Genomic DNA, 26,149 nt, shown 5'->3' on the forward strand with positions numbered 1-26,149 from the left:
GTAAAAAAGCATGAGATATTAGCAGCGATCCTCGGGGTTTTAAAATTTTAACGCTAAATTTGCATCTTCAAAAAATAAACATGATTTATTTCTTCTCTAGCCCTACAAAGACGGTTTTCGCATTGCAAACAGCAGAAAACATTTCCACTACAGATATCACAAAACTAGAATGGCTCTTTGGTGGCGCAAAACTTCAACAAGAAACAACTTTGAAAAGCTTTTTTGTAGGACCACGTGCTGCAATGATCACTCCATGGAGTACCAATGCTGTAGAGATCACTCAGAATATGGACATCAAAGGGGTCATCAGAATTGAAGAATTCAGAGAAGTCGACCAAGACACTGCAAACTATGATCCCATGCTATCTCAGAAGTATGAGGAGCTTAATCAAGACCTATATACTATTAACGTAAAGCCTGAACCAATTCTTCAGATCACAGATATTGCAGCTTACAACAAGCAAGAAGGTCTTTCTTTAAGCGATGAAGAGGTTAATTACCTGGAAGCCCTGGCTAACAGATTAGAAAGACCACTAACAGATTCTGAGGTATTTGGCTTTTCTCAGGTTAACTCAGAGCATTGTCGCCATAAGATTTTCAATGGCAAATTTGTAATTGATGGCGTCGAAAAACCTAGCTCGCTTTTTAAGCTAATCAGAAAGACTTCTGAGACTCATCCCAATGACATTGTATCTGCATATAAAGACAATGTCGCTTTCATTAAAGGACCAACTGTTCAACAATTTGCTCCAAAACGTGCCGATATTCCAGATTACTATACTTTAAGCAACTTCGAATCGGTAATCTCAATTAAAGCAGAGACTCATAATTTCCCTACAACAGTAGAACCATTCAATGGCGCTGCTACCGGTTCTGGTGGCGAGATCAGAGATAGGCTAGCTGGCGGACAAGGCTCATTACCACTTGCAGGAACAGCCGTTTACATGACTGCTCTTTCTCGTCTCGAAGATGATCGTCCCTGGGAAAAAGCCGTTGAAGAAAGACAATGGTTGTATCAAACACCTATGGATATCCTGATTAAGGCTTCCAATGGAGCAACTGATTTCGGTAACAAATTCGGACAGCCGCTGATCACAGGTTCTGTATTGACTTTTGAGCATGAAGAAGATTCAAGGAAACTTGGATTCGACAAAGTAATCATGCTTGCAGGTGGTGTGGGTTATGGTAAAGCAAGTCAGGCGCAAAAGAAGAAACCTACTGAAGGCGACAAAATTGTCATCCTTGGTGGTGAAAATTATAGAATTGGTATGGGCGGAGCGGCAGTTTCTTCTGCTGACACCGGACAATTGGGTACTGGAATTGAATTGAATGCAGTTCAAAGATCTAATCCTGAAATGCAGAAACGTGTTGCAAATGCAGTTCGTGGAATGGTGGAAAGCGAGCACAACAGTATCGTTTCTATACACGACCACGGCGCAGGTGGTCATTTGAACTGTCTGTCGGAACTTGTTGAAGAGACTGGCGGCTTAATTGACCTCGATAAATTACCTGTCGGCGATCCTACCTTATCTTCAAAAGAGATTATTGGCAATGAATCACAAGAGCGTATGGGTTTGGTGATTGGCCAAAAAGATATAGAAACTTTACAAAAGATAGCTGACCGTGAGCGCTCTCCAATGTACACCGTTGGTACAGTTAGCGGCGACCATCGCTTTACTTTCAAGTCTAAATCCACTGGTGTTAAACCTATGGATCTGGAATTAAAAGATATGTTTGGAAGCTCGCCTAAAGTGGTCATGGAAGATATAACGATTGACAGAAAGTATCAGCCAATTACTTACGATGCGGCCTTATTCAATACTTATCTGGAACAAGTTCTACAATTAGAAGCGGTTGGTTCGAAAGATTGGTTAACCAACAAAGTTGACCGTTGTGTAGGTGGTCGCGTAGCGAAACAACAATGTGCTGGTCCGCTTCAATTGCCTTTAAATAACTGTGGTGTAATGGCTTTGGATTTCCAGGGTAAAGAAGGTATTGCTACATCTATTGGCCATGCGCCAATATCAGCATTGATTGACGCCGCAGCAGGAAGTCGCATTGCAATTGCAGAATCGCTATCTAACCTAATTTGGGCACCTCTTAAGGACGGTCTAAAAAGTGTGTCACTATCTGCAAACTGGATGTGGGCATGTAAAAACGAAGGTGAAGACGCCAGGTTATACAATGCGGTAAAAGCATGTTCAGACTTCGCTATCAGTTTAGGAATCAACATCCCAACAGGTAAGGATTCGCTTTCAATGAAGCAGAAATATAAAAATGATCAGGTAATCGCTCCCGGAACGGTAATCATTTCTGCAGCAGGTAACTGCGATGACGTTACGAAAGTGGTTGAGCCGGTATTGCAAAGAGATAGTGGCTCAATTTATTATATCAATCTATCAAACGATGAATATAAACTTGGGGGCTCTTCTTTCGCACAGATCCTAAACAGAATTGGTACCGAAACTCCTGATGTAAAAGATGCTGCTCAATTGAAAACAGTTTTTGATACCATTCAACAACTAATAAAAGACGAGAAGATTGAAGCAGGTCATGATATTGGCTCTGGTGGTTTAATTACTACTTTATTAGAATTGTGTTTTGCGGATCGTGACCTCGGTGCAGAAATAGATCTTACCTCATTGAACGAAGACGATGACATCAAATTGTTGTTTTCAGAAAACGTCGGCCTTGTTTTTCAGGCTTCAACAGAAGTAGAAGAAATTTTAACAGCCAAACAAGTAAAGTTTTATAAAATTGGTCAGGTGACATCCACTCCTACTTTGACAATCAAAAACGGCGACGCAGATACCTTGAATCTTGACATTGATCATTTACGTGATGTTTGGTTCAAAACGTCTTACTTATTAGATAAAAAACAAAGTGGTCGGGTTAAAGCAAAAGAACGCTTTGAGAACTATAAAAACCAACCGCTAAAATATTCTTTCCCAAGCCAGTTTGACGGACAAAAACCTGTGATAGATGAGACTAAACCTCGGCCGAAAGCGGCGATCATACGTGAGAAAGGAAGTAACTCAGAAAGAGAGCTTGCAAATGCGATGTATTTAGCTGGCTTTGACGTTAAGGATGTGCACATGACAGACTTAATCTCAGGCAGAGAAACACTACAGGATATTAAGTTTATTGGTACAGTTGGTGGTTTCTCCAACTCCGACGTATTGGGTTCAGCAAAAGGTTGGGCTGGAGCATTCCTGTACAATGAAAAAGCAAGAGTAGCTTTAGAAAACTTCTTTGCACGTCCTGATACGCTTTCTGTCGGTGTTTGTAATGGCTGTCAGCTTTTTGTGGAGCTTGGATTGATCAATAAAGACCATGCAGAGAAGCCCAAAATGCTTCACAATGAAAGTCACAAGCACGAAAGCATTTTCACCTCGTTAACAATTGAGGAAAACAACTCCGTGATGCTCTCTACGTTGGCAGGCAGTACCCTGGGTGTTTGGGTATCACATGGCGAAGGTCGTTTCCAACTGCCATATGCAGAAGACCAGTACCGCATTGTTGCCAAATATGCTTACGAGAGCTACCCTGCCAGTCCGAACGGTTCTGATTACAACACGGCGATGATGTGTGATGAAAGCGGTCGCCACCTGGTTATGATGCCTCATATTGAGCGTTCTTTATTCCAGTGGCATTGGGCTAACTATCCAAAAGGACGTAAAGATCAGGTTTCCCCTTGGATGGAGGCTTTTGTAAACGCTAGGGTTTGGGTGGAGCATCAACATACTTCCCAATAGTTACTTCATAAGCGCAGGGTCAAAATCAATAGCCGAAGGTGGTGCAGCGGCGGCAACATTGCTTCCCCATACTTTGTTGGGTCTACTGCCCATTACCAGCTCTATAACCCCGCCTTTGATAATATCGCTGTGGGTAAACCATGGCTTTGGCAACAGCTTGCCATTTAGCGTAGCTCGTTGAATGTAAACATTTTCTTTAGAATTGTTTGAGGCTTTTAGGATGAATTTTTTACCAGACGGTAGATTTATACTTACCTCAGTAAAGGAGGGGCTCCCTATGTTATAAACTGGAATTCCTGGTGTAACAGGAAAAAAGCCCATCATAGATAATACTACGAATGCACAAGTGCCGCCGCCATCTTCATCTCCGGGGATGCCAAAAACGTTGTCCGGAAACCAGGTATCCATTAACATTCTTATGCGCTTCTGAGTCTTCCAGGGTGAGCCTGTGTAGTTATAGAGATAAGGTATGTGATAACTCGGTTCATTTCCCATTACAAACTGGCCTACTAAACCGGATGCATCCGGTTGATTTAGCCAGAACAAGAACTTTGGCAAACTGAGGTCTTCTCTATAAAGTTGATCTAATTTGGCCTCAGTTCTCTGTAGTCCGCCCATCTTTTTAAATAACCCTTTTAAATCATGTTTAGGCGTCCAGTTATAGGTGTACGAATTATTTTCAGTGACGTATTCCCTGCCCAACAACTTTGGATTATATGGTTTTATCCAGTTCCCATTCTTATCTTTCGGCCAAACCATTCCTTCTTCTTCGTTGAAAACATTAGACCACCAAGCCGCTCTTTTTAAAAACAGCGGTTTATCCTCCGGATACCCTGCTGCTGTTGCAAGCTGAGCAATTGACCAGTCACAAATACTCCACTCAAGTGTGATTGAAACCCCTTCATTGCCTCTGCCTTCCCACCATTTATCCATATCAACACCGTCTTTACTTCCACGCTCTTCTGGTCTTGATGAGTATAGATATCCTTTGGCATTGTAAAAAGAATCGATAGCTGTAGCGGGCCCGTTTCTCCATGGAAGCAGGGTGCCCTGTAACGAATTCTTTTTCAACCCTTCATAAGCAGTTTTGACATCAAAGCCCTTGATTCCTTTAGACCATGCATCTGCAAACCACGATGCTGCGTGATTGCCTGTCATTGCTGGCCAATCTCCCGTTGCTAATGCAAATGCAGGCATCCATCCACTCTGTTTGTACATCGCGATGTAGGAGTTAATCTTCTCCAGCTCCATTGCTGGATCAAGAATGGTATGTAGCGGCTCTTGCGCGATGTAAAGATCCCAGATCCAATTGTCAACATAGAAAGGCTTGTCGCTCTTATGTATCTGATGGTCATAGGCGCTGTAGTATTGACCATATTCATTGATGTCAACCATTCGCTCGTACGTTCTATAAAGCGATGTATAAAAGGTTCTTTTCTGAGCAAATGTTCCACCCTTGACAGTAATTTGTGAAAGCTTTTTATTCCAGATATTTTTCGCTTTAATTTTGATGTTATCGAAATCCCATTCGGGTATTTCTGTGTGCAGATTAATTTTCGCCTGTGCAATACTGATATAAGAAATGCCATATTTAAGTTTTACAAGGGTCGAATTATTAAATCTTGCAAGTAGTCGATTTTTCTCCTTGTTGTTTTGGTAGCTCAAACCATCCATGTCCTGATCGGTCTCGGCATAAAAAAAGGCTTTCATACCAGTAATGTTTTCCGTACCAGTGATCGTTCTTTTTCCGTCAGACTGTACATTCCCGCTCCCCCCATTTAGACCAAGACGCAGATAATTATCTTTTGCATCCTTGAAGTCGATCTGGAAGATACCACTCTTTGCTGAAGGGCTGAACTCGACTGTGAACCCGGTATCTTCTTCTTCCACCTGATAATAATAAGGTGTTGCTTTTTCAGTTAATATCGTGAGCCTCTTGACCCAAAAAGTATCATTCATTTTACCCTTCAATGGTAAAAAAGAAAATGCAAATTCTGTACGGTGCGAGACTGTTGTTAAAGGGAAGAAACTGATTTGATCATCGAGCTGATCTTGTTTCATTGGAAACACCCTAAGTATTGAATTTGGCAGGTGCACCAATTCGCGTGTGGGCTGAAGCACGATACCAGATCCTCCAATTCCAGGATCAACATAATCGATTACAGATGCCTCATTCAGAGTTTTTTCTTGTTTAGGCTGTGCGAAAAGCACGTTTGAGTACAACAACAGGCTGTAGAATATATAGGGTTTCAATATTTTCATAACCGCGTTATTTGTCGTTTTGTAACCAATCTATTTTAGCTCCAGGCAACATATTGCCAGATGGTGCTGCACTTTCTATTGAGCTAGCCCAGGATTTGTTTGGTCGCGGACCCATTTGAAAATCGATGGTTGCGCCTGAAACTAAATCTGAGTGCTTAAACCAAGCTTTGTTTAAGGGCTTTCCATTAATGGCTGCACGCTGAATAAATCTATTCTCCTTCGAATTGCCCTTGGCATTGATTTTAAAAACTTTTCCGTTGGGCAGATTGATGCTGATTTTGGTAAACACCGGACTGCCAATATTATAAACAGGAATTCCAGGCGTAACAGGGAAGAATCCCATCATAGAAAACACCACAAAAGCGGTCATTCCACCTCCATCTTCATCGCCAGGAATACCAAATAAATTATCCGTATACCAAGTGTCTAACAGCATTCTTATCCGCTTCTGAGTCTTCCATGGAGCACCAGTGTAGTTATAAAGATATGGGATATGGAAACTGGGCTCGTTACCCATCACAAACTGTCCGACTAATCCCGATGCGTCTGGTTGAGTCTTCCAGAATATAAATTTAGCCGTTCCAAGATCTTCCCTAAACAACTGATCCAGCTTCTCTTCCGCTTTCTCTCTTCCTCCCATAAGGCTGAACAGACCTTTGAGGTCATGCTTAACCACCCAATTATACGTATAGGCATTATTTTCAGTAAAGAACTCACGACCAGCAGCTTTTGGATCCATATTATCTATCCAATTGCCATTCTTGTCTTTCGCCCACATGAAACCTTTGTCTTTCCTGTAGACATTTTCATAATTTTTCGCCCTGCGGAGAAATAGCCTTTCATCCTCCTTTTTACCTAATACCCCCGCTAGTTGCGAGATGTTCCAGTCGCTAAAACTGTTCTCTAACGTCACAGATACCGATTGGCGCTTCTCCCAAACATTCTCCACTTGGGGAACGGTTTCCGCTTCTCCGTATGGAAGTCCTGGCATGTAGCCTTTTGCGTTATAAAAAGAATCGAGCACAGTTGCCGGACCATTATTCCAGGGAAGTAAAGTTGCCTCTACGGAGTTCTTTTTAAGCCCTTCGTATGCGGTATTTAGATCAAAGTTGCGGATTCCTTTATAGTAAGCATCGGCAAACCAGGAGGCCGCATGGTTTCCTGTCATTGCAGGCCAATCTCCAAATATTGTGGCGAAGGCGGGAATGTAACCGCCTTGCTGGTACATCGTGATATATGAATTAATTTTATCAGCTTCCCTTGTAGGATTTAGAATCATGTGCAAAGGCTCAAGAGCAATATAAGTATCCCAGATCCAATTGTCTACAAAGAACGGCTTCTCACTCTTGTGAACCTGGTGATCATATGCGCTGTAATATTGCCCATACTCATTAATGTCTACCATTCGCTCGTAGCTCCTGTACAGCGAAGTATAAAAAACACGTTTCTGCGCTACTGTTCCTCCCTCCACGTTAATTTGAGACATCACTTTCTCCCAGGCATCATATGCTGAGGCCTTTAGTATTTGAAAGTCCCAGTCAGGTATCTCTTTTTTAAGGTTTAATTTCGCTTGTTCAATGCTGATATAGGAAATTCCGTATTTGAAGCTTAGCTCTTTACCTGTTTTAAGAAGTACCTGCTTTTTGTTATCCTTTGTTCGATATATTGACTCCTGAATATCGTTGTTGGTTTCGGCATAAAAATAAGCCTTCATACCCCTAAATACTTCAATTCCGCTGATTGATCTTTTGCCTGTTTGCTGTATTGTTCCATCCTCATTAAAAATTCCCATTCTAAGATAATGCGGCTGATCATTTTGGAACTTCAGCTTAAACATTCCAGATTTTTGCGATGGAACGAACTCAATCACGGTATTCTCCTCCCCTAATTCGGATTTATAGTAGTAAGGACTAAGGAATTCGTGGTTATATACCAACTTTTTATCCCATATGGTATTTTCGACCTTCCCACTGATCGGCATAAATTGAAAAAGAGATACAATTCGATGTGATGCAATAGTTAAGGGGAAAAAACTGACCTGATCATCCAGGGCATCCTTTCTAACCGGGAACACTCGGATCATATGGTTAGGAAGCTGAACAGTTGGGCGGGTAGGCTCGAGGATAAGTCCGACTCCACCTATTGATGGGTCGACAAAAGAAAGGTTTGACTTGCCTGGCGCAGGCTTATGGTTTTGCCCACAAACGGCGCTCATCATAGCTAAAGCGGTGAATAAGCTTAATAGTGGTTTTTTCAAGAGTTATTTGGTTAGGTGTACAATACAGTGTATTTCAAACATAACTAAAAGCACTTGTATATACAAGATAAATAATAAGCCCAATAACCGTAACTTGCTGAAGCAGGACATAAACAGCCAATCACACATGTTGTTTGTCGAAATAATGTTTATTTGTTAAATAATTACTAACAAATAATTAAAAATCCTTTGAATATATATTCACATTCGTATTTTTACATCAATTTCCATAGGAAAACTGAACAAAAACTTTATTTTCAATAAATATTCAAACAAATAAATGAAAAGCTTAAGGACAATTGCATTAAAAGAAGCGCAATCAAGGATTTCACCTGAGGTTAAGTCGCCATCGACTAAAATCTCAGATTTTTTTGGCGCTAATGTTTTTGATAAGAAAAAAATGAAAGATTTCTTATCAAAAGAGGTTTACAATAAACTTGTTTCAGCCATCGACAACGGTGAATTGATCAACCAGGAAGATGCTAATCACATCGCAACTGCGATCAAAAGCTGGGCTATGGGAAAAGGTGCAACGCACTACACGCACTGGTTCCAACCGTTAACGGGTACTACTGCTGAGAAACATGATTCATTTTTTGAACCTAGCAGCGATGGTCCGATTGAAATATTTGCAGGAAGCGCTTTAGTTCAGCAAGAGCCAGATGCTTCAAGTTTCCCTAATGGTGGCATCCGTAATACTTTCGAGGCACGTGGTTATACTGCATGGGATCCTTCTTCTCCGGCATTCATAATGGAAAGCGCAGCTGGTAAAACACTTTGTATTCCTACAGTTTTTGTTTCTTACACTGGTGAAGCATTAGATTACAAAGCTCCTTTATTGAAAGCGTTAAATGCTATGGATAAAGCTGCTGTTGATGTTTGTCAGTATTTCGATAAAAGTATTACTAAAGTAAATGCCTCTTTAGGTATTGAGCAAGAATACTTCCTTGTGGATCTTGCTTTATATAACGCTCGTCCAGATTTAGTAATGACTGGACGTACGCTATTTGGACACATGTCTGCTAAAGGTCAACAATTGGAAGATCACTATTTCGGATCTATTCCTGAGCGTGTTTTTAGTTATATGGTTGACTTTGAAAATGAAGCTTTAAAATTAGGTATCCCTTTGAAAACAAGACACAATGAAGTTGCTCCTATGCAATTTGAGTGTGCTCCTATTTACGAAGAAATCAACTTAGCTATCGATCATAACCAATTGTTAATGGATTTGATGGAGAAAGTTGCTTTAAGACATAAATTCAAAGTGTTATTACACGAAAAACCATATGCTGGAATTAACGGATCAGGAAAGCACAACAACTGGTCATTAATTACTGATACTGGTAAAAACCTTTTGGCTCCAGGTAAAACGCCTAAAAACAACTTAATGTTCTTAGCATTCTTTGTGAATACTGTAAAAGCTGTTCATGAGCATGCTGATTTATTGAGAGCTTCTATTGCTTCTGTAAGCAACGATCACCGTTTAGGTGCTAACGAAGCTCCACCTGCAATTATCTCTATCTTCCTCGGTCAGCAATTGAACGAAGTGTTGGATGAGATCGAGCACTCACGCATCAGCAAAAAAGTGAAAGAAGACAATGCATTGTGGTTAGGTATTCCTAAGATTCCACAAATCTTGTTAGACAATACTGACCGTAACCGTACTTCTCCGTTTGCCTTCACTGGTAACAAATTTGAGTTGAGAGCGGTAGGTTCTTCTGCGAACTCATCTGCACCAATGACTGTTTTAAATGCAATCGTTGCTGATCAATTGGTTAAATTTAAAGTTGACGTTGATAAACTGATTAAAAAAGGCGAGAAGAAAGATGTTGCGCTTTTAACAGTGATCAAAAAATATATCAAAGAATCTAAAGATATCCGTTTTGAAGGAAATGGTTATAGCCAGGAATGGGCGGATGAAGCTGAAAAACGTGGCTTGTCTAACATCAAAACTACTCCAGTAGCCTTAGATGCTTATGTAAGTGAGAAATCTACTGAGTTGTTTACCAAAACTAACATCTTCAGCAAACGTGAGCTTCATGCCCGCCATGAGATATTGTTAGAGAATTATTACAAAAAACTTCAGATCGAAGCAAGAGTAATGGGTGAAGTAACACACAGCATGATCATCCCTGCTGCGATTGCTTACCAAAATACATTGATCGAAAACGCCAAAGGATTGAAAGAACTTGGACTTAGCAAAGAGGCTTTAGAAACTCCTTTAGCCATCATAGGAAAGATATCTGAGCATTTAGGTATTGTTAAAACTAGTATCGATAGCATGTTAGAGGCACGTAAAGTGACCAACCACATTGAAGATACCCGTGATAAAGCAATCAGCTACGATTTGGAAGTCAAGTCTTACTTCGACACCATCCGCTACCATACAGATAAATTAGAGCAAATTGTTGACGATAGCCTTTGGCCTCTGCCCAAATTTAGAGAGTTGTTGTTCTTGAAATAAACCGACCACCTAAATACTGAACTATTTTTTAGTTTTTATAACCTCAGCTGTCATGGCCGAGGTTATTTTTTGTTCCAAAAACACCCTCGGAATTGTAGAATTCAGGTGTTTCCCTATCTTTGCAACACATGAGTGATAACAGGTATAACCAACGCGGAGTTTCTGCATCAAAAGAGGATGTACACCAGGCTATTAAGAATATTGATAAGGGTATTTTTCCTCAGGCTTTTTGTAAAATCATTCCTGATATATTAGGTGGTGATGATGCATTCTGTAATATTATGCATGCTGACGGAGCTGGTACTAAGTCTTCTTTGGCTTACGTTTACTGGAAAGAGACTGGCGACATCTCTGTATGGAGAGGCATTGCTCAGGACGCAATTATCATGAACATTGATGATCTAATCTGTGTTGGCGCTATTGATAACATCCTTTTATCCTCTACAATTGGAAGAAACAAGAACCTGATTCCGGGAGAGGTGATTGCTGCGATCATAAACGGTACGGAAGAGATTCTTGCTGAACTGCGTTTACAAGGAATTTCAATTTACTCTACAGGCGGTGAAACTGCTGATGTAGGTGATCTAGTTAGAACTATCATTGTGGATTCTACCGTAACTTGTCGCATTGAACGCGATAAGATCATTAGTAACGATAAAATTCAGGCTGGTGACTTGATTGTAGGCTTGTCATCAAGCGGACAGGCCAGCTATGAAAGCGAATATAATGGCGGTATGGGTTCGAATGGGTTGACCTCTGCACGACATGATGTTTTCGATAAATCAGTGGCGGATGCTTTCCCTGAAAGTTTTGATCCCGCGGTTCCTTATGATTTGGTTTTTTCCGGTGGTAAGAAACTTACAGATCCTGTAGTTGTGGATGCAAAAGGAACAACAGTAACAGCTGGTAAGCTTGTATTGTCTCCTACCCGCACTTATGCTCCTGTGATAAAGAAAGTTTTAGAAGGTTTCCGCTCCGAAATACATGGTATTGTTCATTGCAGTGGTGGTGCGCAAACAAAGGTGCTTCACTTTGTAAATGATGATGTCCATATCATAAAAGATAACTTGTTTCCTATACCTCCGCTCTTTAAATTGATTCAGGAACAGTCTGGCACCGATTGGAAAGAGATGTACAAAGTATTCAATATGGGTCACCGTATGGAACTCTATATTCCAGCAGAGCTAGCTGATTCAATTATTGAGATCTCAAGAAGCTTCAACATTGATGCACAAATTATTGGTAAGGTTGAAGCTTCAGACAAAAAACAGGTCACCATTATAACAGAAAACGGTGAGTTCGTTTATAATTAAGTTTCTTATTTAATTTTCTTTTTTAGCGCTTGTGCGATAGCCTTTTCTGCCAAGGGCTCCATAATTGCATAGCCTGCTTTAGTTGGATGAATACCATCCTTGGCAAGCTCCTTAGATAAACCATTTCTTTCATCTTTCATGGCAGAAAAGTAATCAAGATAGATCAGTTTATGTATTGCAGCATATTCTTTTATCCATTTATTTAAGGCAATAACCTTATTAGCAGGTTCCATTCCTGGTTTCCATGGAAAGTCAAAGGCAGGAAGTACTGAGGATAACACAACACTGATTTTATTGGCTCTAGCTATCTCAGCCATCGCAGCAATATTGTCTTCGATCATTTCAAGGGTAGAAGGACCGGTATTGCCAGCGATGTCATTAATACCGCAAAGCATCACCACAACCTTAGGCTTGATGTTTACTACATCCTGATGGAAACGAATCAACATTTGTGGCGTAGTTTGTCCGCTTATTCCCCTGTTAATGTATGGCCTGCCGTTAAAGAATTCAGGGGAAGTATTTTTCCAGCCTTCAGTTATGGAATTACCCATGAAGACAACGCGATTTTCATTAGGAGCAGGTGCAACGAGCTTTCCGTTTTCTTCTTGAAAACGTTTCAAGTTTGCCCAATCTTGAGCGTTTACAAGTTGACTGCTCAGGCATAGCACGGCGCCTAGTATCAATTTATTAATAATTATTTTCATTTGTGTGTGTTCTTATTAAGTATTGATAAATTGGTTATTAGTGGTGTTTTACTTTGTAATATTTCGATGCAAATAAGAAAATGACAATATAACAAATGATCGGTGCATAGTAGGCTTCTCCTATTCCATGTTTATCTGCTATAAAGCCCATTACAAATGGGAAGAAAGCACCTCCTACTACACCCATCGAAATAAATGATGCGGCTTGCTGGGTATGTTTTCCAAGGTTCTTGAGTCCAAGACTAAAAATCGTTGGGAACATGATGCTAAAAAAGAAATTAATAGCAAATAAGGCGGTGTATGAAGTCCATCCTAGATTCTGTGCAACAATTATGCAGCTTATGATACTTCCTACCGCAAAGACTGCAAGTAAGCTATTGGGTGCAATGATGCGCATTAAGAAAGTGCCGATAAAACGACCTGCCAACATCATTCCCATAAAAATAACCATGTAGTTGCCAGCCTTTAACTCGGTGAAGCCCATGATCTCATGACCATAATTTATAAAGAAAGCCCAGGTACCAGCCTGCGCGGCTACGTTAAAAAACTGCGCAATTACCGCCCATCTAAAATGTCTGTGACTAAACAGGTTCCTTTCAGGCTCAACATCTACGTTAACTGCATCAGCATCAGCTACTGAAACTGCATGTGGATCGGTTGTAGGCGGAACTTTTACAAAAGAGAATATAATTGCAATCACTGCAATTACTCCGCCTATGGCCAAATAAAGCATTTTAACAGAGGTTAGATCTGTGCTACCTTCAATATGTTTTCCGAATAAAAAATGAGCACCAATCGCCGGGCCTAACATTGCGCCCACTGCATTAAATGCTTGGGCGAAGTTTATGCGCTGATCACTTGTTCTCTGGTCACCAAGAGCGGCAACGAATGGATGGGCCACTGTTTCCAGCGTGGAAAGACCACATCCAAGAATAAATAATGCTAGTCCGAAAAAGGTGAAAGATGACAAATTTGCTGCAGGGACGAAAAGAAACGCACCGACGGCAAAAAGTGAGAGTCCTAGTAAGACGCCGCTTTTATAACCAAACCGTTTCATAAACAACCCTGCAGGGATTCCCATTACTCCATAAGCTCCAAAGATGGCAAACTGTACAAAAGCAGATTGTGTTTTGGAAAGGCTTAATACTGACTGAAAATGTTTATTTAAAGAGTCCGCCATCGTAATGGCAATCCCCCAAAACATAAATAGGGAGGTGACGAAAATGATGGTAACAAGGAATTTTTTGTCAGTGAAAGCTGGCTTAGCGATTAAATCGTTCATGTTTATTTATAAATATTTGGTTGGTTTAAAAAAACTACATCGTAAATATAACCGTTTGTCCCGGTTTTGTATCAAAATCATAAAGTAGTGTTACTTTTACACCAGTAGGATTTAGCTTCGCTTTGTCTGATATTAAAGGCTTTGGCGTTTTATTGACCTGATAAAATGGGTTCGTGTTCTCTCCTTGTGCCAACCTTAACTTACCTTTTAGCGGACTAGGAACCCTTAACCTGCATTTGCCACCTAACGTAGATTTGATTTCCACTTTCATCACCTTACCATTATTCCAACTGAGGTTTACAATTTCAAAACCACCCCTTGCTCTTAAACCAATTACGCTGCCCTTCAACCAAACATCTGGTAAAGCAGGCAACAAATGGATGTTTCCATCATAACTTTGTACGAGCATTTCAGCAATACCGGCTGTGCAGCCGAAGTTACCATCAATTTGGAATGGCGGATGCGCATCAAACAGATTAGGATATGTTCCACCTGATTCTGAACGATTTGTAGCGGGACTTAATTGATCGGTGAGTAATTTATAGGCATGGTTTCCATCCAGGAAACGTGCCCATAAGTTGACTTTCCAGCCCATAGACCAGCCTGTAGATACATCTCCTCTATATAATAACGAAGTCCTTGCAGCATCAAATAACTCTGGCGTGCGGTATGGAGATATTTCTCCGGCAGGAAATACACCAAATAAATGAGACACATGCCTGTGTTTATCTCCCGGATTGTCAAGATCAATCATCCATTCCTGAAGCTGGCTATGCTGACCGATCTGCATTGGAGGAAGACGTTTTCTGAGGTCCTTCAACCTTTCCGCAAATTCCTTATCTTTACCCAGTATTTCTGAGGCACGTATCACATTCGAAAATAGTTCAAATAAGATCTGATTGTCCATCGTTGTGCCAGCCTGAATGGATTTGCCTTTGGCAACTGCCGGGGCGTTTTCGGGTGAGTTTGAGGGGGCAACCACTAACCATTTATGTGTTGGTTCTTCCGTAAGGAAATCACTGTAAAATTCCGCCGAGCCTTTTATGTCCTCATAAACAGAAGCTAGATATTTCTTATCACCACTGTACAGATATTTGTCCCAAAGATGGCGGCTTAGCCAAGCACCACCCATTGGCCACATGCCTGAATATACGCCATCCACGTGACCTGTGATGCGCCATAAATCCGTATTGTGGTGGGTTACCCAGCCATTCGAGCCATACATTACTTTTGCTGTTTCCCTACCTGTTTCAGAAAGCTCTTGCACCATTTTTACCAGTGGCTCGTGCATTTCTGTCAGATTTGTTGATTCTGCGGGCCAGTAATTCATCTCTGTATTGATATTGATGGTATACTTACTGCCCCAGGGCGGATTCATTTTGTCATTCCATATTCCCTGAAGGTTAGCCGGTTGTCCACCTGGCTGTGAAGATGAAATCAATAGATACCTACCGAATTGGAAGTATAGATTTGCCAATGCAGGATCTCCACCTTTTGCAAAGTTCGCAATCCTAACATCGGTAGGTTCTTTTGCGGCAGCACTTGTACCAAGGTCTAAACTAACTCGATGAAATAACTTTTGATAAGCTGCAATATGATCCTTCTTTAAAATATCATAACTTTTAGACCCAACCCTTGCCAGGTAATCTGCTGCTCTCTTATTTTCATCCCCTGTAAGATCTTTGTAGTTATTGAAGTTTGTAGCGATGGAAATAAGCAAGTTAGCTGAATTGGCACCAACTATCTGTAAAGCATTACCAATAGCGTTGATCTTTCCACCCTCGGTGTTCACCTGGACAATTGAATTGAACTTTACTGCTCCTTTGACACCATCTTTATCTCCCGAAATCCCATTAAGAATCAACTGATTTCCATTTCGAGTACCAAGCTCAACCTTCTGATTACTTTCCATTCCTACTGAAAAGTTCAATTGTCCCGGCTTACTTGCTGTGATTCGTAATGCGATTACCTGATCAGTAAGGGAGGCAAAGATTTCTCTGGTAAACGTAACCCCATTTACAATATAGCTAGTCTTCGCAACAGCTCTATCCAGATCAAGATCACGATAATAGCTACTATAAGCTTCATGGCCAGGAAAAGCAATTTTAAGATTGCCAAGTAATTGATAATTCATCCCATTGATTCGAGACTCCAAATTGGGTGCTGCCAAATCACTTGCTTTGGCATATTCACCGGCAAAAATCAATTTCCTTATTTCTGGGAGCGCAGCGAGCGCTTTTGGATTATCATTCCTATTTGGTCCCCCAGACCAGATCGTTGCCTCGTTGAGCTTAATTAGTTCCGAAGCAGGGTTTCCAAACACCATAGCCGCTATCCGGCCGTTGCCGATTGGTAACGCGGCTTCCCAAACCTTATCAGCCGGCTTATCATACCACAGTTTCAAGTCTCCATGGAGAGGAGACTTGGACTGGGAATAACAGTTTAAGAAAAAAAAAGAGAGGGCTATTAAGGAAAGGATCCTTTTCATTTAATATATTATATGTATCTGTTGATCAAGTTCTCCAAATATTCCTGGCGACCACTAATTTTCGCTGGTTCACCTTTTTCAATTGCATACTCGCGCAATTGCTCTAATGTTAAGCTACCATCTGTAAATTCTTTACCTTTTCCAGAATCAAAAGAAGCATATCTGTCTGTTCTGATTTTCTTGTATTCAGATTTATCCAATACTTCATGAGCGATGATTAATGCACGTGCAAAAAGATCCATACCACCAACATGCGCATAGAAAAGATCAGCCGGGTCAGTAGAGTTTCTTCGAATTTTAGCATCAAAATTGATACCCCCACCTTGCAATCCACCGGCTTCTATAATGATCATCATAGATTCAACAAGTTCATTGATATTGTTAGGAAACTGATCAGTATCCCATCCGTTTTGAGTATCGCCACGGTTTGCATCGATCGAACCAAGTAAACCAGCATCCGCCGCAACTTGTAACTCATGTTGGAAGGTATGGCCAGCCAGTGTTGCGTGGTTTACTTCAAGGTTAAGCTTGAAATCATCCATTAAATCATATTTCTGAAGAAATCCTAAAACCGTAGCAGCATCGTAGTCATATTGATGTTTAGTTGGCTCACATGGCTTTGGCTCTATAAAGAAGGTCCCTTTAAATCCATTTTTGCGCGCATAGTCTTTAGATGCATGAAGAAACTTTGCAAAATTCTCCTGTTCACGCTTCATATTGGTGTTCAATAGCGACATATAACCCTCTCTTCCGCCCCAGAATACATAGTTTTCACCGCCAAGTGCAATTGTTGCATCAATAGCAGCTTTTACTTGTGCAGCACCATGAGCAAGTACATGGAAATCCGGATTGGTAGCCGCACCATTCATATATCGAGGGTTCGAAAACAAATTGGCAGTACCCCATAATAGTTTAACTCCAGTGGCCGCCTGCTTCTCTTTGGCATAATCCACTAATGTTTGTAACCTACGGTCGTTTTCTTTAATATCAGTTCCGTAATCAACCATATCTAGATCGTGGAAACAATAATAAGGAAGGCTCATTTTAGTTAAGAACTCAAATGCTGCGTCCATTTTATCTTTAGCACGCTCTACGGGATCAGATTTTACATCCCAGGCGAAATTATGTGTCGGTGCACCAAATGGATCTGCTCCATTGCCACAGAAAGAATGCCAGTACGCACCTGCGAAACGCAAATGATCTTTTAATGTTTTACCTGCAATGACCCTTTCAGGATCGTAATATCGGAAGGCTAATGGGTTATCGCTTTCAGGTCCTTCAAACTTTACCTGCTGAATTCCTTTAAAAAACTTGTTCTCTGAATTAAGTGCTGACATATTACAATGATTTATTGGTGTTATTTATTTATATTAATTTGCTAACTGGACAACCAGAAGTTTTTTCCAGTCTTGATAATAATCTTCCAAGGACACGGATGACGGCTCAACCGTCTTTAACGGTTTCTTATAACTAAAGGCATCACCTGCGGAGGCATAAATCCCTGCGCCAATGCCGGCGCCGATGGCTGCTCCATAACTTCCATCGCTTTCATGAAGTTCTACAGGCACTCCGGTAATGTCTACAAAGGACTGCGTGAAAACTTCACTCAAAAACAGGTTTGACAATCCAGCTCTTATTATAGATGGCTGCATGCCGTTCTCTCTTAAGATATCTAAACCGTATCTAAAGGAGAATGCAATACCCTCTTGAACAGCCCTGAAGATATGCCCACTGGTATGCAAATTAAGATCTATGTTGCGTAAGTGGGCTCCAGCGATTCTATTATTTAGCATTCGCTCTGCCCCATTACCAAAAGGCAATACGCTCAAGCCTTCACTGCCGGGCGGGACTACTGCCGCAGCTTGATTCATTTGAGGATAACTTAAATCAGAACCAGCAAGTGTCTTAGTCCACCTGTTCATACTCCCTGTCCCATTGATACAAAGCAAAACGCCAAGACGTTGCTTTTCAATGCTGTGGTTCACATGTGCAAAGGTATTTACACGTGATTGCGGATCGCAAAATAGCTTGTCAGTTACTCCGTAAATCACTCCAGACGTTCCTGCGGTGGCAGCAACTTCGCCGGGTTCTGTTACATTCAAAGATAGTGCATTATTGGGCTGATCGCCGGACTTATACGACACGGGAATTCCTGCTTTCAGTCCGAGCAAGGTAGCCACAGGATTAGAAAGATGTCCGTGAGTCGAGAATACAGGATTAATAGTTGGTATTACCCGCTCATCAAAACCATAATGATTCATAACATCTTTTGAAAGCTCGTTCTCCTTAAAATCCCAAAAGATCCCTTCAGATAATGCAGAAATACTAGTTGTAACTTCGCCTGTAAGCTTAAACGCAATGTAATCACCAGGTAGCATAACTTTTGCAATCTTAGCATACACTTCAGGCTCATTGGCTTTGACCCAAGCAAGCTTAGAGGCCGTAAAGTTTCCAGGAGAATTCAACAAATGCTCCAGCGCATGTTCCGTACCAATAGCTGCCAATGCAGCATCACCAGTTTCAACAGCGCGACTATCGCACCAGATGATGCTATTTCTCAAACTGTTTCCATCTTCGTCAATAATGACAAGCCCATGCATTTGATAAGCAATACCTATCGCAGCGATATCTTTTGGATTATAATTATTATTTACGTTACACCTTGCGACGGCCTTTTGGACGTGTTCCCACCACATATCTGGACTTTGCTCTGCCCAGCCATGTTTTAAGGTAAGGATTTCTGATTCTGTATCGGGATATTGGGCTGTTGCAAGAATGCTGCAATTCGCGGCATCAACAACGGAAACTTTAATGGATGATGTACCTACATCAATTCCTAGTAGCAGCATGTATATAAATTTAAATGTTTAGGCTATTGCTAATTTAGCTTTTCGTGATCTCATATAAAGCACTAATCCAGTAAAGGCGATGATTAAAACAATAGGAATAATTAAGGTTACCTGTAAAACCTCCGGACCGGCTAGATTTTTTGCTGCACCCAAAGCACCTGCCTCGATGGAGCCCTCAGGAGCTTTCACGTAAGTATCTAAAACAGCTCCTTTTGGTAAACGGTTAATAATTAATCCGTCATAGAAACTACCCATAAATATTGTATAAATCGATACTGCAAACATCCCGGCTCCACCGATTAGATTTAAGCCCAGTGCACCCGATTTTGGAATGTTCTCTGCAACAAAACCAATCATTGTTGGCCAGAAGTAACATACACCAATACCGAAAACCACCGCTGCAAAAAAGATGGAGTTTCCGTTGAAAGTACTCAACATGTATAATCCTGTCGCCGCTAAAATTGCAGACATAAGCAATACACCCTGTGGAGACAGTTGTTTTACTATAGGTTTCGCGAAGGCACGACCGATTACCATGATGCCGGTAGTTAACGTCAAAAGCAAAATCGCATTATCGGTGACGTTTTTAAGCAATAACCCTATCCATTGACCGGTGAACAGCTCCGTAATGGCGGTACCGAACATGCAGATAAACATAAAGATAAATAATGGAGACAGCACTGCTTTATACATATCAGAACTTGAATAACCTGATGATACACGTTCGGTAACCGGGAACTCTAATTTAGAAAACAGGTAACCATAGATCAAAGTTGGGATTAGCATCATGGCAACTTGTACCTGCCATCCTATTCCCAAATGTACAAAGAGGGTTACCAATAATGTTCCGATAACGATTCCTCCAGGGAACCAAAGGTGGAAATAATTTAGTCGTGTGGTTTTGTTTTCTGGATATAAAGTGGCAACCAATGGATTACATGCCGCTTCAACCGTTCCGTTAGCGATCCCAATTAATAGGGTGGAGAAAAACAAAGTCCAGTATCCTTGTGCGAAAATAGTTAAAGCGATACCTGCTAGATGAAAAATGAAGGCCATCACCAGCAGACGTTTCATTCCGATAATGTCGACAATGAACCCGCCAACAACGATCGCCAATGGAAAGCCCCAGAAAGCCGTCGCGGTAATGGTACCTAATTGCGTAGCATTGAGTTGGAAATCAATCCCCAACTGGTTCATCATACCCGCACGGATACCGAATGAAAGTGAGGTTACTAATAGAGCGAGACAGCTTGCCCAGAATAATTTAGAAGTTTGAATGTTAAGCATATATTTGGTTACGTGGTTACAGGGGTAGTAATAATTTTAAATATCCGATTATTTTTTCAAAGCATCAAGCTCTGCGATCGTCCATGACTCTCTTCTTCCAGAAGTTGCTTCCCTCACCATTTTAACATCAGTAGTTTTTACTAATGAAGCTTTATTTCCCATATTGCTTCTAATGTAGCTGAGTACAGAAGCAATATACACATCGCTATTGAATCCTAAGGCGGGCATTATATCGGTGTATGACTTACCATCTACAGGTCCTGAAAGGCCATGTAGCAAGATTTTGATCAATTTTTCGGGATCCCCGTTTACATCTTTAGCACCGGAAAGAACGGGTGCTGGAAGGCCTTTACCCCCACTGATCACTCCCTTTCCATCGGCTCCATGACAGGTTGCACATAACTGCTTGAAGATGATAGCACCCTCTAATACTAGTTTTTGATCCGCTTCTTCGAGCTTTTTATTTTGCTGCTCCCTTGCCAAACGCTCATTCATCTGGTTTTGAAACTTCTTTTGAGAAGCAGCCATAGCCACATCTTCTGCATGGTTCGCGACCAAATCTGCTTTGATGCTTCCTGATTTTTCAGAATCATTGAACCGCAAAGTGAGAGCAAGTTGATAACGCACGTCTGCACTTTGGTCATATTTTAATGGTTCAAGAGCATTTATTAAATTCGCATCACCGTTTCGTACATCCTTTTCAGCAATCCATACCGCAGTTCTCCGAACTTCCGGATCTTTATCTTTTAAAGCTTTAAGCAAAGTCTCCCTGTCCATTGCATTAAGACCATCAAGGGTCCATAACGAATGGATTCTTCCAAGAGATGAACTTGAGGTTAAGGCCATAGTTGTCAAAGCTGGAACTAAAGTCTTGTCTCCCCTAACAACAATGATTTTCTGCGCATTATCTCTCCACCAACCATTTGCATGTGCCAGGTAAGGAACCAATTGGGCACTTGGCACACTTAGCATTCTAGGTAAAGTTTTATCTGGTTTGATCCCGTCATGAACCAAGCGGTAAATACGCCCGCGACTCGTGTTTTTATCTAATCCTCTTTTTACAATTTCCGGGCGAAGGTAACTTCCAGGTTTGGTCCATGCACTTTCCTGAATAATTCCTCTGTACATATCTACAATATAAAGACAGCCATCTGGGCCGGTTGCCGTGTTTACAGGCCTGAAGTTCATGTCTGTCGAGGCAATGAACTCTTCCTTTTCATAAGCATTCTTCAGTGTGATCTTCCCACTTTTATTGATCACTTTTGCTCGTCTGATTAAGCGGCCTACTGGCTCACAAATTAAAAGGTCGCCACTTAGATCTGAAGGTAATGAGTTACCTCTGAAAATTGATTGACCGGTACATGCTGTAAAATGATTTAAAGTACTATCCGGACGTAACCTTTTAAATCCTCCCTGCACATCTGGAGTAGAAATGATTGGCCAAACAGCTTGAAATTCATTATCATATTGATCGCCAAAATCCAGACTTCCGAAATATGGATTCTGCTGAAAATTTAGGGCTGGTGCCTCCCCTCCTGCTGCAGAGAAATAAAGCCTACCGAAGTTGTCGTTTGCAAGGCCCCATTGTCCGCCGGGACCTTCATGAAGGTACTCAGGGGTAAGTAATCCGTTTTCATACCTATAGCGTACATTTTCTACAGTAACATAGATCTTATTGTCCAGGTTCCATACGAGGCCGCTTCTTTGGTGTTCTAAGTTGCTGTAATTTTCTTTTTCATTGCTAAATACTTTCTTCTTCTCATCAGCAATGCCATCGCCATTAGTATCGCGATAACTGTAGATGCTGTTGTCATAAGTTTCTGCTACCAAAAGTCTGTCATCGAGTGCCAAAATCATCCTTGGTAAAAGAAGGCTATCTAGAAAAACTACAGATTTATCCATTTTTCCGTCTCCATTTGTGTCCTCCAGGCGCTTGATTGTACATATCCGATTAGACTCACCTGTACCATTTGCATCCTGCATGTAGGTATTCATCTCAGCCACGAACAGTCGACCGTTCCCGTCCCAGGCAATTGCCACGGGTTCATGGATCATGGGTTCACTTGCAACAAGCTCTAAATGGTACCCTTTAGGAAGATGTATGGTTTTAAGACTCTCTTCAGGAGATAAATATGCATGTGATGGGTTGAGGTTTACAATGACTTTACCATTTGCATCGCGAGGTAATGACTTTTGTGCTACTTTGCAGGTATATACCAGCATAGACACCCCGATAATACAGATTAGGAACTTCCTTTTCATTAATCAATTGGTGTTATTGGTTCATATTCAGTTAATATGAAGGTATACATATATCTAAAGAATCAGATACATGTATACTAAACAATAATAGCAATCTATTCAGCTATTTTAGCCCCCCACATTTTGTTGGGAAGTGGTCCCATTTCCAACTCCAGTTTACCACCAGACACCAACTGCTCATGCGTAAACCAAGGTGTATCTAAAACTTTTCCGTTCAACTTCGCACTTTGAATGTACTTGTTTATTACAGAGCATTTGTTCGCAATCATTTGGAATTGTTTGCCGTTTGCCAGGTCAATGGCTACTTTCTCAAATACCGGACTACCGATTGTATATACAGGCGTCCCAGGAGTTACTGGATAGAAACCCATAGACGAAAATACCACAAAGGCAGACATACCGCCACCATCTTCATCGCCTGGAATCCCGAAAACGTTGTCTTTATACCAGGTATCTAACAAGAAGCGTATTTTCTTTTGTGTTTTCCATGGGGAAGAAGTAAAATTGAAAAGGTAAGGAATATGGAAACTTGGCTCATTACCCATAGAAAATTGCCCGTTGATACCGGTAAAGTCAGGAAATTTTGCCCAAAGTTCATATTTACTTCTACCAAGGGGCTCACGAAACAATTGATCAAGTTTAGCTTCAAAACTCGGTACACCGCCAAAAAGGTTTATTAAACCTTTTACATCGTGCTGTACCTGCCATAGGTACGTCCATCCATTGTTTTCATCATAGAAGTCACGGCCACCCATACCACCAGCAAACTTTGGATCAATATCAATCCAGTTACCATCTTTATCTTTAGGAAGGAACATTTGTGTTTTTGGATCCCAAAGATTTTTATAATAATCTGCTCTTGCAGAGAATTTTGCAAAGTCTGCTGGTTTGTTCAGCTCTTTTGCCATCTGTCCCAATGCCCAATCGTCATAACTGTGACCTAAAGTAATGGCGACAGCCTGCCGTTTTTCAAAGTCATGAACGGTAGTGTTGGTTTCTTTCTCTCCTGGCTTTAACGCAGGAAAATACCCTTTATCGTAGTAGAAATCTTCCAGATCAGTTTTCGGACCGTTTTTCCATGGAAGCATTGTTGCTTGAGTCGCATTTTTGTACATGCCTTCGTAAGCGGCCATAACGTCATAATTCCTAATGCCTTTACGGTAGCCATCAAGAAAGGTTATGGTAGAGTGAAAACCATTCATACATGGATTATCACCATACAGAAGAGGGAATGTAGGTACCCATCCGCTCTGTTTGTACATGTCAACATAGGAATTTAACATATCACCTTCCATGGCAGGATTAAGAATTGTCCTTAATGGGTGTTGTGCTAAATAGGTGTCCCAAACCCAGTCATCCACAAAGAAAGGACGGTTTGTAGTATGAATCTTTTTGTCGTAACCACTGTAGTATTGACCATCCTCAGTGATATCAACCATGCGTTCATAACAACGGTAGAGCGCAGTATAAAATGAACGCTTTTGCGCTTCAGTACCGCCAGTCGACTGAATTTGATTGATCACCTTCGACCAGGCAGCTTCACCCAACTTGGTCTGTTGATCAAAAGTCGCTGACTTCAATTCATTAGCGTAGTTCTTCTTCGCCTGATCAGCACTGATGAAAGATAAGGCGTATCTAAACTCAATGATTTTAGGAGCTTTAGTGTAGAAAGTCACAAGAAGCCTATTGCCGTCTTTTTCTGAGCTAGAACTAGCGTTGAATACGCCATATAGGTAAATCTTAACTCCGTCCCATGTTTCCATACCAGTTAGCTCTTTATCTGAAGCAAATTTATATTCACTTGCTCCGCCGTTATAGCGATCGAATATTAAAGCTTTTCCGCCTTTTTCAGGGAAACTAAACTTAAAAATTCCTACTTTCTTGCCGGGCGTAAATTCGACTTTAATGTCATTGTCAACTAAATAAGTCGAATAGTACCAAGGCCTGTTAACTTCCAGATCATGGTCATAAGTCATACGTTTTTTATCGGTGGCGGATAAAGCTGGTTTAACCGAGAACACCTGCCCGTTACGGTGAGAGACAACCGTTAAAGGAAAGTTACTGATCTGATCATCGATATAATCCGCCCTTTGCGGCGTCATTCTGATGACCTGGTTAGGAAGTTGTATTGTTGGTCTGGTTGGTTCTAGAATTGCACCTACATTACCTATCCTTGGATCGACATATTTAAGATTTCCCTCCCCAGGGAACTGCAGTTGTGCAAATGCGGAAGTCGAAGTTGAGCAAGCCATAAAAACAACTAACATGGCTTGATAGCTTTTAGAAAATTTGATCATATTATAAAAGTAATAAAATTATTTTTTTGACTGCCCCAACCACAACAAACTGGAGAGGATAAATTTGCTTTGTTCCTCATTGTCAAATGTGTGAGATAGCTCTTTGTTATAAGGTGGGTCTTCATAGTCCATATCATTATGTCCCATGTTCACATATATCATTTTGTATTTTTTATTAGTCCAGGCAACGGGATAATAACCGGTATGCCAAATCTCGTATTGCTTTGGACCAGTACCTAAAGGAAAACTAGTGCTGTCGATGGACAATAAAATCTTGATGTCTGCATTTTTCCTTAAATCTTTCTCCCAGCGATACCATTCATTGGGCGCTGACTTAAACGTGTTTGCTAGTTTACTAGTTACTGGATGCTTTAAATCTTCAACCTTTAACACAGCTGATGTTGGGCGCCAAGTGTTGCTTGCATACTCTCCTGACCCTAGAAAAGTCTGATGGTACCAATTCCAATTTTGGGGATAGGATGAAGATGTAAGAGCGAAAGCTGCAAAGTGAAATCCCATCCATGCCCCACCTTTATTCATGTACTCCTCAAATGCTTTGCGCTGAGCAGGTTTTTCTGGCCTGGTGTCAAGAAAGAGAACCACCTGATATTTCAATAAAAACGTTGCATTTAAATTATTCCAGTTGCTGGTTGAATCATAATTGAAATCATATTTTAAGCCCATCTTCGGAAACCATTTGTTAGCTTCATGGACGTAGCTTATGTGTGCCTGATCGTTCTTGCCCGTATAGAAGGCAATCACCTTAAATTTGGGTTTTATACTTTGAGCTGAGGCATCTGAGGATAACAGTAGGCACAGAAAAAGAAAACTCTTAGATAATAGAAGTAGAAATTGTTGCTTCATTTGGGTTTGGCTTACTATGAAGATACAAAAATATGATCACAAAAAAAGGGTGGCCGAAAATGGCC

At 41.0% G+C, this 26,149-nt stretch carries 14 protein-coding genes; 3 read left to right on the forward strand and 11 right to left on the reverse strand.

Features of this window, described 5'->3' with window-relative positions:
- Window positions 1-80: 80 nt before the first annotated feature.
- Window positions 81-3,755 (forward strand): phosphoribosylformylglycinamidine synthase, encoded by a 3,675-nt coding sequence (purL, locus tag ACHFIZ_RS11520; RefSeq protein ID WP_410885940.1) that lies wholly within the window; start codon window positions 81-83, stop codon window positions 3,753-3,755.
- Here purL and ACHFIZ_RS11525 read toward each other — a convergent pair whose 3' ends face one another.
- Both ACHFIZ_RS11525 and ACHFIZ_RS11530 read right to left on the reverse strand, forming a co-directional pair.
- Window positions 3,756-6,017: a GH92 family glycosyl hydrolase gene (locus ACHFIZ_RS11525; RefSeq protein WP_410885942.1), complete on the reverse strand. Its 2,262-nt coding sequence runs from the start codon at window positions 6,015-6,017 to the stop codon at window positions 3,756-3,758. It abuts the gene before it with no gap.
- 7 nt (window positions 6,018-6,024) lie between these two features.
- Window positions 6,025-8,274, reverse strand: a complete 2,250-nt coding sequence (locus ACHFIZ_RS11530) for a GH92 family glycosyl hydrolase (protein WP_410885944.1) — start codon at window positions 8,272-8,274, stop codon at window positions 6,025-6,027.
- Window positions 8,275-8,554: 280 nt separating this feature from the next.
- Between ACHFIZ_RS11530 and ACHFIZ_RS11535 the strand changes: the two genes are divergently transcribed.
- A complete protein-coding gene (locus ACHFIZ_RS11535) occupies window positions 8,555-10,738 on the forward strand; it encodes a glutamine synthetase III (RefSeq protein ID WP_410885945.1) in 2,184 nt (727 codons plus the stop codon).
- Window positions 10,739-10,866: 128 nt separating this feature from the next.
- On the forward strand, window positions 10,867-12,051 hold the full coding sequence (locus ACHFIZ_RS11540) for an AIR synthase related protein (protein ID WP_410885947.1): 1,185 nt from the start codon (window positions 10,867-10,869) through the stop codon (window positions 12,049-12,051).
- 5 nt (window positions 12,052-12,056) lie between these two features.
- Here the strand turns inward: ACHFIZ_RS11540 and ACHFIZ_RS11545 are convergent, their stop codons facing one another.
- The 9 genes from ACHFIZ_RS11545 to ACHFIZ_RS11585 all read right to left on the reverse strand — a co-directional run bounded on the left by ACHFIZ_RS11545 (window position 12,057) and on the right by ACHFIZ_RS11585 (window position 26,084).
- Entirely contained in the window at window positions 12,057-12,755 is a 699-nt protein-coding gene (locus tag ACHFIZ_RS11545; protein ID WP_410885948.1) for an SGNH/GDSL hydrolase family protein, read from the reverse strand.
- A 37-nt stretch (window positions 12,756-12,792) separates the two neighbouring features.
- Entirely contained in the window at window positions 12,793-14,037 is a 1,245-nt protein-coding gene (gene fucP / locus ACHFIZ_RS11550; RefSeq protein ID WP_410885950.1) for an L-fucose:H+ symporter permease, read from the reverse strand.
- Window positions 14,038-14,071: 34 nt separating this feature from the next.
- Window positions 14,072-16,525: a glycosyl hydrolase family 95 catalytic domain-containing protein gene (locus tag ACHFIZ_RS11555; RefSeq protein ID WP_410885952.1), complete on the reverse strand. Its 2,454-nt coding sequence runs from the start codon at window positions 16,523-16,525 to the stop codon at window positions 14,072-14,074.
- An 8-nt stretch (window positions 16,526-16,533) separates the two neighbouring features.
- Window positions 16,534-17,862 (reverse strand): xylose isomerase, encoded by a 1,329-nt coding sequence (xylA, locus tag ACHFIZ_RS11560; RefSeq protein WP_410885954.1) that lies wholly within the window; start codon window positions 17,860-17,862, stop codon window positions 16,534-16,536.
- Between the two features lie 33 nt (window positions 17,863-17,895).
- On the reverse strand, window positions 17,896-19,374 hold the full coding sequence (locus ACHFIZ_RS11565; RefSeq protein ID WP_410885956.1) for a xylulokinase: 1,479 nt from the start codon (window positions 19,372-19,374) through the stop codon (window positions 17,896-17,898).
- 18 nt (window positions 19,375-19,392) lie between these two features.
- A complete protein-coding gene (locus ACHFIZ_RS11570) occupies window positions 19,393-20,661 on the reverse strand; it encodes an MFS transporter (protein WP_410885958.1) in 1,269 nt (422 codons plus the stop codon).
- 48 nt (window positions 20,662-20,709) lie between these two features.
- Complete coding sequence (locus ACHFIZ_RS11575; RefSeq protein ID WP_410885960.1) at window positions 20,710-22,923, reverse strand: c-type cytochrome; 2,214 nt, start codon at window positions 22,921-22,923, stop codon at window positions 20,710-20,712.
- Between the two features lie 95 nt (window positions 22,924-23,018).
- Complete coding sequence (locus tag ACHFIZ_RS11580) at window positions 23,019-25,220, reverse strand: GH92 family glycosyl hydrolase (protein WP_410885962.1); 2,202 nt, start codon at window positions 25,218-25,220, stop codon at window positions 23,019-23,021.
- An 18-nt stretch (window positions 25,221-25,238) separates the two neighbouring features.
- Window positions 25,239-26,084 carry a ThuA domain-containing protein gene (locus ACHFIZ_RS11585; protein WP_410885964.1) on the reverse strand — a complete coding sequence of 282 codons (846 nt, stop codon included), beginning with the start codon at window positions 26,082-26,084 and terminating at the stop codon, window positions 25,239-25,241.
- Between the last annotated feature and the right edge of the window lie 65 nt (window positions 26,085-26,149).

Source organism: Pedobacter sp. JCM 36344 (assembly GCF_046546555.1).
In the GTDB taxonomy this organism is placed as follows: Bacteria; Bacteroidota; Bacteroidia; order Sphingobacteriales; family Sphingobacteriaceae; genus Pedobacter.